Here is an 11,299-nt window from a genome sequence, read left to right as displayed (position 1 = left end):
GCGTAAATGGTTTATTCAAAACGCTTTAAAAAGCAAAACCGGCTTTAATTGCTGCTCAATTAAAACCGGCTATTTATTATGATCCTTTTTAGGAAATATTCATTACTATTTTACATCGAACGAGAAATAAGCAGATCCGGTGCGGCCATTGTTGCTAATACCTTGTAATACGCCAATGTATTTGCCTGTTACATCAGATGTAAAATAGCTCACACCCGCTTTACCATCCGGCCCTGTGGGTAAGTCCGGGTTCCAATAAAGCGCATTTCTAAAATCAGGCAAGCGCGATACCCTCTCGTCACTGCTATCATATACAGGAGAATAAAATTGCCTTTGCTGTTGCAAACCCTCATAATCAAGCAAAACAGCTTTAGGGTTTAGCTCAAAGCTGGCCATGTCGCCTTTGTAAGTAGAAAAATTTATCAGTCCTTCAAACACAGTGGCGCCTTTAAATACACGTTCAGGTAATACCTCAACCGTTTTTATTTTCAAAGGATCCACCTCAAAAATTTTATTATTGTCAAACAAAGGCACCCCATCAACCATAACTAAGGGGTCATTATTAAGCACCCTACGCTCATTAAAGGCCTTCAGGTATAGTTTTTTGTCCTTTCTCACTAAAAAAATCTGGGATATAAATTCCCGTATCACTTCCTCCATAGTTGTAAAACGGGTAAACTGATCTAATGCGAATGTTGCCGCAGGCGCACCATAAAACGATGTAGAATCGGTGTCTGTGGAATAAAAGCGCTTCATACCTGCTGTTTGATAAGTGTTCTGAACCTGCATACTCAAGCTATGTTCTGTTAACAATGGCTTATGCGCTGTGCTTATATTAAATGCGGGTATTTGCGTAGTGGAGAACTTATCAGAAAACGGACTTACCAGGTCTATTTTGTAGGCTGTACTATCTATATAATGGTTAGCCTGCAATACTACCTCACTGGTGCCATATATAAAGCCTGAGTTGAAGCTAAAATGTCCCTTAGCATCAGAACGAGCTGCGAATAACCTTGCCTTTTTACCCGGAAACGAAATATAAGTTATAGTGTTAGGTGCAGGGAGTCCGGAAATACTATTGCTAATGGTTCCGGACAGAATTTGACCGTCATATTCTGGAGGAAATTTAAATGTAGGTTTTTGACCGGAAGTTGCGTCAGTCCAGTTAAAGGCCCGCCATCCCTGCGCGAGTAAAAGATTGTCAATCGCGGTATTTGTTTCTTTGCTATCGTCTTTAAAATAGTAATCGGGCGATTCCACTATACCTTTTATATCAGCGCTTAACCACAAAAAGCTGTTAATGCCGGCTTCATCCGTTCTCTGGAGCGAATCGAGGCGGTAAACCGAAATTGAAAGCGAAGCCGCCTCAGCTTTTGATGCCTCATCAAGCGTACTTACATCAAGACTTACCTTTTGGCGCTTATCATAAGATGCAGCATCCGGTTTTGCGTCTATCTTTAACAGCTTGCCCGGTCGCTTAAATATAAGTCGCTCACAAACCGGCTGGCGTTGCGCGTTAAATACCGTAAGCTGATTAACACCTTCTGTAAGTTTACTTTTTTCGATAGAATAGCGCCCTAAGCTATTAGTCATCACTAATTCTGTAGCAGCTTGCACACTCGTACTGGTATGCAGTAAAGCGTATAAATTCTCTGACGGGTTGCCGCCTCTCGTACTTACAGTTACGTCCCACGCTGCGCCTTTGTCTTCTGCCTGTAAAACGTATCCATTAGTATTTACAGCGGGTAAGATTTTAGTTACCGTCTTATTGCCAACTTTTACTATTGCTTTATAAGTTTTGCCGGCAGCCGGCGTAAAAAGGAACGTTCCTATCCCCATTTTTAATGGACTAAACCTGGCTACCGTATCATTATTTTGATCTACTATTTCGCCCCTGTAATTTACACCTCTTCCATGATGGTCGCTAACTTTTACGGCCACTTTGCTGCTCAGATTCGCCACCAGATTGCCCCCTTCAGGCATAAACTGCACATCAAAATCTGAGGCTGATAAAGTTGCCCTTTCAGGCTGTTGAGATAGATTTACTACTGTTATGGCCTTTTCAAAAAAACTATCAGCATCAAAATTTTTCATCCAGGCCGTATAAGCCCTGATCAGATAGTTTCCGTTCGCTATAGATGCTGGGAGATAAACAGAACCGCTGCCTTGCCCGTTTTTAAGGGTAACCTTTGTTTGCAATACTGATACATGCTTACTGTCTAAAAGTTCTATATAAGCAACTTTGCTCAAATCAAGCGGAACATGCGATGCTCCCTCAACATTATACACTTTAAACCATAGTATCTCGCCTGTAATAAAAAAGTCTTTGTTTACGTGCAGGTATAATTTTTCATGTAAAACATTTTTCTTGTAATTTTCAATGTTGGTTTTAAGTTCAATTAAGCCTTGTGCTTTGGCCCCAAGAGTTGCGATAATTGAAAATACTATCATAAGAATTCTCTTTGATAAAAGGCATTGGTTCACTCTTCTCATATTTTAATACCAATAAAATGGTGTTACATTCATTTTGTTCTGCGCAGTTCTATTTTTAAACATATTGCAATCATTTTTCCGTTATCACCAAGCACATTTTTTCAACGTTTTATCTCCAGTAAGATGGCCGTTTATTAGTTCCCCCCTGTGTACGGCAATCTACACACGGAAGCACGTCTGTAGCTTTGTAACCAATCAAACCAACCATTGGGGCATAAATCTCTTCAATAGGTGTAAAAACAGGCCTATCGGGGCCTGTTAAAAATTCTTTCACCGGCGCTCCCAACAGAATACTTCTAGTTGCTTTAATACAGGTTGAATCAATATTACGTCGAATATAGAAATCTGTCGGTATATCTTGTGTGCTGATGAAAATCCGCTTTTCTGCTACTGTGCCTGCGCTTATAAAACCAATAACAACTGCTGTTGGATTTGTAGTTGACCGGATGTTACCGAACAATTGCGACGGTTGGGCATCAAAAATGCTTCCTACACTCTCTGTATTTTTTTTCAGCGCATCCCAAAATTCAAATCCTTCTTTTGTTAAAACGGTTTGCCTGATTAATAAACTATACCCTAGATAGAGTTTAGTATTACCTTTTGCTAAAGAATATACTGGTTTATCTGCCACCCTATCCTCTGTTAGTTTGGTTGTAGAAGCTAAAACTATATCCTTCGAGTTTGCTGTTTGATAACAATTAAAAAGATCGTCTTCCGGATAAACCCTTTGCTTGATCTGATGGTTTTCCACCTTAAAATCAGAAAGCAAATCTGCCCTGTATTGCCAGGTTTCTATATAATTATAACGGTAATAGCGACTTTTAGCTGATGGGTCATGGGCATTCACATATATATTTACCGCCTCATTTTTATAATCAAAAGTAACGTTATCAATAGGTGGTGCAGTGCGACTTTCTACGAAGTCAGACAGATACTCTTTATTGTCCTTGGTGCGTATGCGTAGCCGGTATTTTTTTGTTTGATCAAGGTTTAGCGCTGGCCTGCCGTATGTTCCGCTTTTAACAAGTTCGGGCAGCACATAGGTAATACCTGCCTCGCTTTCTACTTGTAAAACAGCTCCCTTTTCGGGGGTAACAACTGCATTTTTTTCTAATTTAAATGTACGGCTTATAGTAAATATTGTTGAATCGGTACCGGTGTTTATCAGGCCCTCAACAACAATATAATTGGGATTTACGTCATCTAATACAGGCGTGAACTGTTGTTTACAACCATATAGCGTTATAAAACCAAATAAAGCTGCAACCAATAAATATTTGCCTGTTTTTATACTATTTACAATATGTTTCATCATAGTTGTGTTGGTAATAATTGCTTTCTCCGATAGGTGATATGTTTTTCTCGTAATCTCATGTACAGATTCATCTAAAATCGTATGTTATAATTTACAAAAGGTATAGCTGAAGCAAAAATTGAAAGTTGATAACCGTTTACTTTACCACCTTCTGATACGTAATAAGTAGAATATGGATTGTGCCTGCCGGTAACATTATATACACCCACTGTCCATGAACTGTGGAAACGCTGGTTAATACGGTGGTTAGGCTCAAATGTAGCAGATAAGTCAAACCTGAAATAATCAGGTATGCGGTATTGATTACGATCAGAATAAAAAATACGATCAGAACCCGCATAGGAAAAACGGGTGATGGGCAAAGTTATTGGCCTGCCCGTGCTGTACACTCCGTTAAAAGATATACTATAACGGTGCGAAAATCTGTAGTTACCGATAAGATTAACAGCGTGGGGCTTGTCGTAATTAGCCGGATACCATTCTCCCCGGTTAATTAGTTCGCCTAAATTTTTATCGTTTTGCTGAAGTAAAATGCGCGAATAGGTATAGCTTATCCAACCATTCAATTTGCCCGTGGTTTTCTTTAAAAATAACTCAACACCATATGATTTTCCTTTAACCGGTAACACATCATTTTCAATATTATGATTTAATACCAGTTTGGCACCGCTGCGGTAATCTAAATAGTTATCAAGCGTTTTGTAATAAACCTCTACAGAAGTTTCTATCGTGTTTGATTTGAAGTTGCGATAAAGCCCCAACGATACCTGACTTCCCTTTTGCGGTTTTATATTGGGGTCGCTAAGTTTCCAAACGTCTGTAGGCGATATCGCTGTGGTGTTTGATAATAGGTGAATATATTGCCTTAAGGTGTTGTAGCTGGCTTTAACAGAAAAATCATCGCCAAGTGTATAACGCGCCGATGTGCGTATTTCGGGATTAACGTAGGTTTTGATAAAGCTTCCGCTGCCATAAGTATTGGTGCCTATAATATTGTATTGCGTTGTTGGCAGTCCGGGTGCATAGGTATTTACAGCTTGCGGGCCCATGTAATTAAACATAGAGAAGCGCATACCTAAATTGAATGATAAATTCGAGGTAACATCCATCTTATCGCCAATATAAAGTGCACTCTCAAGCGCCTGCTCTGCCGGTACAACGTCTGGCTTTATAATTGATTTTTGACCCAACGGTTGATTGCTACCTGGGTTAAGTTTGTACAAAATACTATTAAACCCTATATTAAGTGTATTTTTAGGGTTTAGGTAATAGTTAAAATCAGTACGCAAGTTTAATTGCCGTATATTAAAATCAAAACTATAGGCATTAGCAGGGCTTACATCACTTTGTATACCATATCTGTAATAATCATATCCACCTGTAAAAACGCCGTATAACTTATTACTAAATGTGTGCCTCCATTTAAGTGATAGGTTACTGTTTCCGTATTTATAACTGGTATCCCCATTCAACTTAAAACCGTCATTACTCAGGTAAGCCGATAGATATAATTGGTTCTTCTCATTTATTTGATGGTTAATGCCAAGGTTCAGATCGTAAAAAGAAGCGCTACTGTTTTTATATGATGGTTGCTTAAGACTTTTTAGCAGCCAGTCTGCGTATGTTGTGCGGCCACCAAAAATAAACGACGTTCTGTTGCTATCAATAGGCCCTTCTACATAAAGACGACTGGTAAGTAAACCCACTGCTGCAGATCCGGTATATTTCTTTCGGTTGCCTTCGCGGTTGGTAACTTCCAATACAGATGATAAACGACCTCCATATTTTTCGGGTATGGTACTCTTGTATAACTCTACGTCTTTAACAAGATCCGGGTCAAAAGCCGAAAAGAAACCGAAGAAGTGAGCAGGGTTGTATATAGTGGCATCATTAAACAAAATCAAATTCTGATCTGCTGCACCGCCACGCACGTTAAAGCCTGTACTGGCTTCGCCCACGCTTTGTACGCCGGGTAAGGTTAAAACTACCCGCAAAACATCTGTTTCGCCAAAAACAGTTGGCACTTGCTTTATAGTTTTAATATCCAGCCGCGTTACACCCATATCTGTGCTGCGAACGTTGGCCACTTTTTCGGCAGATATTTTCACCTCTTTTAAGGCTGTTACCTGTTCCTGCATTTCAATATTTAGTCGCCCATCGCCATACACCATTAGCTGTCGCTTGGTATCGCGCATACCTAGGCCCTTTATTTGCATTGTAGTAGCGCCTTTAGGCAGGGTTACCGTATAAAACCCAAAGGTATTGGTAGCTACACCCTGCTGTGTTGAGGGTATATAAATACTTGCGCCCACAACAGGTTCGCCAGATGTAACATCTCTTAAATAGCCCGTGAGTGTGGCCTTACCCGGGGTAATGTTGTTTGTAGGTAAGCCAATAACGTATACCTTATTCTCAGACACTGCCTCTACGGCTTTCTCTGTTGTGTTATCTTTTACAGTAGCAGGATCATTTAAAACGGCCGCAGCCGGCGAGTTGCTTACCGTCCCGGCGAAATATTGGTCAACTATTGTTGCGTCAATAATCCTGGCCTTGGTTAAGAAAACCTGCTTATTGGTAATAGTATATTTATAGGCTGTATTTTTAAAGGCCTCGTCTAATATGGCAGTAAGCGGTTTCCGCTCGGCTGTCATGGTTACGCGCAGGCTATCAAACTGAGCGGCATCGTAATAAAAATAGTAGTCGCTCTTACTTTCAATATCGGTTACTACCTGCTTAATGCCGGCTTGTTGAAAGTTAACCGTGATAAGTCTATCCTGCGCAAACGATGGCGCTATGAAAAATAAAGTACTTGTGACAAGGAGATAAAATAGCTTCATAGCGAAAGTTGATCGTAATAAGTTGCGAGTTTTACTATAGCCTGTTCGTTGCCATCCTTGAAACTGACAGCCCCGGATTTGATATAGTTATTTAAGGCTTCGGCTTTATCTTTAAACAATTTCAATACGTCTCCGCGGCTTTTTACCGGGTTATAGATGTTATTGTTTTTTATGTAAACTGTATTTACGTCTTCAAATACTACTTTTAGGCCTTCCCCGCTATATATAGTTTCAGAACGTCCTTTACCTCTTTTAGCTATAACGCTGCTTTGCCCGTTGTAAAGTTCTTCGTAATACCCGTCTTTGGCGGCGTTTTTCACATCAGCAGAGGCTACGCGGGCAAAGTTGTGGTTACCTAAACTAAATCGAGTAGCTTTATCCGGCCTTAAAACGTACTTTGTTTGGGCATCACTGCGTCGGGCAACGACTAAATCGCTAAAACTGTCATACAAAACCGGCACATTTTTATACGTACTTCCATCATAAACAATAGTTGCCATTGTCCATTGCTTATTGTCCATAAAAAAAATGCTGCCCCTATCGGCACGTATATCAACGTATTCATAACCGTTAAATATCACAGATTGGTCGCCAGAAATGTTGGTGTAATAAGCTAATGCCACATTATAAGCGGTGCTATCGGGTAATTGCTGGGCCAGAGCACACCGGTAAAATATACCTAAAAATAAAATAGTTAAGGCCAAGGGTTTATTGGTCATAAAGCAGGTTATTGATCAAACATACAACTTTTAGTTTATAGAAATAATCTTTAACTAATTTTTTAATATATAACTAAAATGCTGAATATAAGGGCATAATATATAGCACGTGCTTGCTATAAACGGATCTTTAAACCCGAAGTTATTACTTTGAATTTTGCGTTTTACGTTAAAAACAATCATGGTTTAATGGCGCGATAAGGAATAACCTTTTAATAATGATAGGAGCATCATAAAGGCTTCGAACCCTAGTGTCCGCTAAAATTAAATTTTTAGTTGACACTGGGGTTCGATTATTAATATCTGTCAGAAAGGTATTATAGAACTGTTAAAAACCCGATCAATTTTGCTATCCCAATTTGCCGGTAAGTTCCGGGCGCGGGTCTTTTTGCTTTCTTGCTTCCACTACACTATTTAATAGCGCGATTTTTACATTGCTGCCATCAAAAGTAACAGTGAGCGAGTCACTGTTCACCGTTTCAACGGGGCGGTCCACCAGATAAAGGGTATTGGCATCCTTCCAAGTGGCTATTCCGGCAACCTCTGTACTCACGTCTGGCAGGCCCGGTACCGGGAAAGGCAGCTGCTTATACATCACTTTACCATTTTTAGACAGTTCCCATTTACCAAAGGCATAATTAAGCTTGCGGTCGCCGCTATCAAACTGCACACTAAGCTCGCAGTTGCCCGTTACTGATATTGAATGTTACTGCTTTTGCACCTAATGTATTACTGTCTAAAACAAATTTTTTACCGGATATAGTACCAGCCATAGGCGATGAGGTTTGCCCCGCCGCAAAGTTTACTTTTAGGCCCACCTGTTTAGCTTTCAAGGTTGCAAGCGCAGCATTGTTGGCAGATAGTTTACCTTTAGTTAGGCCCGGCAAAAGGATATCCCATACAAAATCAAGCGTTTGCTGGGTTTTAAAACTTTCTTCGGTTATGGCAACAACTAAATTTTCATCAGGTAATATAATACCGAATTGCCCGTAAAGCCCGTCAGACCGAAAGCCGTTATGTTTGGTGCGCCAAAACTGGTAACCATAGCCTTGCTGCCAGTCGTCCTTTTCTTTAGGCGAAGAGCCGCCAAACGGATTGGTTTTAAAGTCCCAATAACTTGTGCTTGATGCTTCAACCCATGATGCAGGCACCAATTGTTTGCCGTTCCATTTGCCTTTGTTCAAATAAAGCTGACTAAAACTTGCGATATCTTCCGTGCGAACCCGAAGTCCTACCCCACCGGAGTTAATACCCTGCGGACTAACTTCCCAATCAGCGCCTTCAATTTTTAATGGCTCCAATATCCTCGGCCGTAAAAACTCCAACGCGGTTTTGCCCGTGGTTTTGGTTACGATGGCAGATAGCATATACGTTGCCGATGTATTGTACACGTAATTGGTTCCCGGCTCAAAATCTACAGGTGTATCAATAAAGGTTTTGGCCCAGTTAACCCCACTTAAACCCGGTGCGGTTTTATGCCCGGTATTCATGGTTAACAAATGTTTAACCTTTATGGCAGCCAAATTTGGGCTGATCTGAGCAGGCAACAGCTCGGGGAAGAATTTTATAACGTTGTCTTCAACTGTAAAATGGCCTTCGTTGATGGCTAACCCTACCGCGCACGACGTAAAGCTTTTACTTAACGAGTATAGACTATGTTTGTATTGAGGTGCATAAGGTGCCCACCATCCCTCGCCAATAACAAAGCCGTTGCGCATTACCATAATGCTGTGGAAATCAATTTCGCTGGCATCCATGGCATCAAACAATTTGCTTAACGCTTCTGATGACACACCCTGAGCTTCGGGTGTGCTGCGCGGCAGATTATTAACTCTTTTTGCTGATGTTGGAAATGCCGACAACAGCGATGGTACAATAACCAAACCAGCTGTACTTAAGCCAACTTGTTTAATAAATTTTCTTCTTGTGTTAACTTCTATCATACTGTAAACTATTAATTAATACTATCCACTTTGCCTTTGGCTGGCCGTTAATACTTAAAATGGATGTGGCTATAATTGGAAAACCTATCAAATATATATAATAAGCAAGCACAATAATTGCTATGTATTTAATTAGCAAGCTATGACAGAGGACCGCCTATTCTACATCTTTACTTTTAGTAAGTTTGGAGCGTGAACTCCTTAGACGACTCTGGTGCGGTATTTAACTACCATCGTAATATGGCTGCTTTACACGGCTCTGACAGCAGCCTGGCGCTGGGTTGGTTAACCCATAATGATCAGCAAATACGCTTTAAAGCCTTAGCCGGCATAGCTGACCTGAAAGGTAAAACCATTTTAGATGCCGGATGTGGTTATGCTGATCTTTTTGCATTTCTATCGCCAAATAATAAGCCTGCCCATTACTATGGTGTTGAGCAAATACCCGAACTGATAGAAGAGGCTAAGATCCGGTACGGACACCTAAGCTATGTCACGTTTATCGCTCGTAATTTTATAACTGCAGATTTGCCTACCGTTGATTATGTTTTTGCCAGCGGCTCACTTAACTATGGCAGCAGCGATGCCGGTTATATTTTTAAAGCAATTAGCAAACTGTTTGAATGCTGTAGATCAGGCTTGGCTTTTAACCTGTTACGGCATGTATCAAACACCGGTTTAATAGTTGCTTATGAACCCGAAATGATATTGGCGCATTGCCGCACCTTAAGCAACAACGTTATACTTAAAGATGATTACGACGAACAGGATTTTACTGTTTGGATGTATCGTTAAGCATTAACAAGCGGAATCACTTTCTCACCTATCAACTCAATTGATTTCATCAGCTGCGCATGGCTTAATCCCGCGTTGTCCATCTGGAAAGTAAAACGATCAACACCACCCAATGCATCGCTGTGGCGCAAAAGTTTTTCAGCAACCCGCTCGGGGCCACCAACAACCAAAACGCCTGTTGGAGCAATAAGCGAATCAAAATGTGGCCGGGTAACAGGTGGCCAGCCACGCTCTTTGCCCAGTCTTGTCCAAAGCTCAGCATAGCCTGGATAATACTCCTCAACCGCCTGCTCGTTTGTGTGGGATACATAGCCCGGCGAGTGCAAGCCTACTTTTAATTGCTCTGGGGTAAAGCCCGCACGTTGGCCCGCCTCGCGGTAAAGGTCAACCAACGGTCTAAAGCGATGGGTATCGCCGCCAATAATTGCCACCATCAAAGGTAAGCCTAATGTACCGGCCCGTATAAATGATGCCGGTGTGCCCCCCACGCCCAACCATATTGGCAACTTAGGTTGTAAAGCCCGTGGATAAACAGGCAGGTTGTGCAATGGTGCCCTGAACTTGCCTTGCCAAGTAATAAATTCGTTGTCTCTTATTTGTAAAAGCAGATCCAGTTTCTCTTTAAAAAGCGCATCGTAATTATTTAAATTAAAACCGAATAAGGGATAGGCTTCTATAGAAGACCCACGCCCCACTACGAGTTCGGCGCGACCCTTGGATATCAGATCAAGCGTAGCAAAATTTTGATAAACGCGCACAGGGTCGGCGGCGCTTAGTACGGCTACTGCACTTGCCAGGCGTATATTTTTTGTACGTGCGGCGGCGGCGGCAAGGATAACAACCGTGGCAGAATCCAGGAATTCCTTTTTATGATGCTCGCCAATTCCAAACACTGCAAGGCCCGCCTGATCGGCCAGTTCAATACGTTCCAACAGTTGCTCCATAGCATCAACGCTGCTTAATTGGTTGGAGCCGTACATGGCCGATGCAAAGCTGTCTATCCCTATTTCCATATTAGTTAAAGGTAAAAACTCAAAATTACACAATAAAGTATCCATTTTATTTATTAATGTTATTATAGATATGATCTACATATTAATTTGATTATTAAATATTTAATATATTCTCATTTACCCAATTACAAATATATCAACGATTTTAGAGGCGCTTTAAAAATTTCTGTATTTAATACAGAAC

The 11,299-nt window shown here is 41.0% G+C and carries 8 protein-coding genes; 1 reads left to right on the top strand and 7 read right to left on the bottom strand.

The genetic code is table 11. The annotated features are described in order from the left end of the window. Positions 1-105 precede the first annotated feature (105 nt). From ACVW2L_RS06180 to ACVW2L_RS06155, 6 genes are all read right to left on the bottom strand, one after another. Complete coding sequence (locus ACVW2L_RS06180) at positions 106-2,451, bottom strand: hypothetical protein (RefSeq protein WP_457127091.1); 2,346 nt, start codon at positions 2,449-2,451, stop codon at positions 106-108. Positions 2,452-2,602: 151 nt separating this feature from the next. After that, positions 2,603-3,808: a DUF4249 domain-containing protein gene (locus ACVW2L_RS06175; protein ID WP_457127090.1), complete on the bottom strand. Its 1,206-nt coding sequence runs from the start codon at positions 3,806-3,808 to the stop codon at positions 2,603-2,605. Between the two features lie 71 nt (positions 3,809-3,879). Next, on the bottom strand, positions 3,880-6,645 hold the full coding sequence (locus ACVW2L_RS06170; protein ID WP_457127089.1) for a TonB-dependent receptor: 2,766 nt from the start codon (positions 6,643-6,645) through the stop codon (positions 3,880-3,882). After that, positions 6,642-7,364 carry a hypothetical protein gene (locus ACVW2L_RS06165; RefSeq protein ID WP_457127088.1) on the bottom strand — a complete coding sequence of 241 codons (723 nt, stop codon included), beginning with the start codon at positions 7,362-7,364 and terminating at the stop codon, positions 6,642-6,644. The genes ACVW2L_RS06170 and ACVW2L_RS06165 overlap by 4 nt, the downstream gene beginning before the upstream one ends. Positions 7,365-7,713: 349 nt before the next feature. Next, the gene (locus tag ACVW2L_RS06160; RefSeq protein ID WP_457127087.1) at positions 7,714-8,034 is read right to left on the bottom strand and encodes a hypothetical protein; all 321 of its coding nucleotides are present in this window, start codon (positions 8,032-8,034) and stop codon (positions 7,714-7,716) included. Between the two features lies 1 nt (position 8,035). Then, complete coding sequence (locus ACVW2L_RS06155) at positions 8,036-9,307, bottom strand: serine hydrolase domain-containing protein (RefSeq protein ID WP_457127086.1); 1,272 nt, start codon at positions 9,305-9,307, stop codon at positions 8,036-8,038. Positions 9,308-9,499: 192 nt separating this feature from the next. On the opposite strand from ACVW2L_RS06155, the gene ACVW2L_RS06150 reads away from it, so the two are divergent. Further along, positions 9,500-10,102 (top strand): class I SAM-dependent methyltransferase, encoded by a 603-nt coding sequence (locus tag ACVW2L_RS06150; RefSeq protein ID WP_457127085.1) that lies wholly within the window; start codon positions 9,500-9,502, stop codon positions 10,100-10,102. On the opposite strand, the gene ACVW2L_RS06145 is transcribed toward ACVW2L_RS06150, so the two are convergent. Further along, positions 10,099-11,160, bottom strand: coding sequence for an LLM class flavin-dependent oxidoreductase (locus ACVW2L_RS06145; protein WP_457127084.1), 1,062 nt, complete (start codon positions 11,158-11,160; stop codon positions 10,099-10,101). The genes ACVW2L_RS06150 and ACVW2L_RS06145 overlap by 4 nt on opposite strands. Positions 11,161-11,299 lie beyond the last annotated feature (139 nt).

This window comes from Mucilaginibacter sp. HD30 (assembly GCF_054061755.1).
The sequence above is the reverse complement of the archived record's forward strand: the minus strand, read 5'-3'. Positions and strand labels throughout refer to the sequence as shown.

What these genes read in the sequence shown, in the direction of transcription:
- ACVW2L_RS06155 (WP_457127086.1), bottom strand. Translation starts at nt 9,307, where the DNA reads ATGATAGAAGTTAACACAAGAAGAAAATTTATTAAACAAGTTGGCTTA.
- ACVW2L_RS06170 (WP_457127089.1), bottom strand. Translation starts at nt 6,645, where the DNA reads ATGAAGCTATTTTATCTCCTTGTCACAAGTACTTTATTTTTCATAGCG.
- ACVW2L_RS06165 (WP_457127088.1), bottom strand. Translation starts at nt 7,364, where the DNA reads ATGACCAATAAACCCTTGGCCTTAACTATTTTATTTTTAGGTATATTT.
- ACVW2L_RS06175 (WP_457127090.1), bottom strand. Translation starts at nt 3,808, where the DNA reads ATGATGAAACATATTGTAAATAGTATAAAAACAGGCAAATATTTATTG.
- ACVW2L_RS06145 (WP_457127084.1), bottom strand. Translation starts at nt 11,160, where the DNA reads ATGGATACTTTATTGTGTAATTTTGAGTTTTTACCTTTAACTAATATG.
- ACVW2L_RS06180 (WP_457127091.1), bottom strand. Translation starts at nt 2,451, where the DNA reads ATGATAGTATTTTCAATTATCGCAACTCTTGGGGCCAAAGCACAAGGC.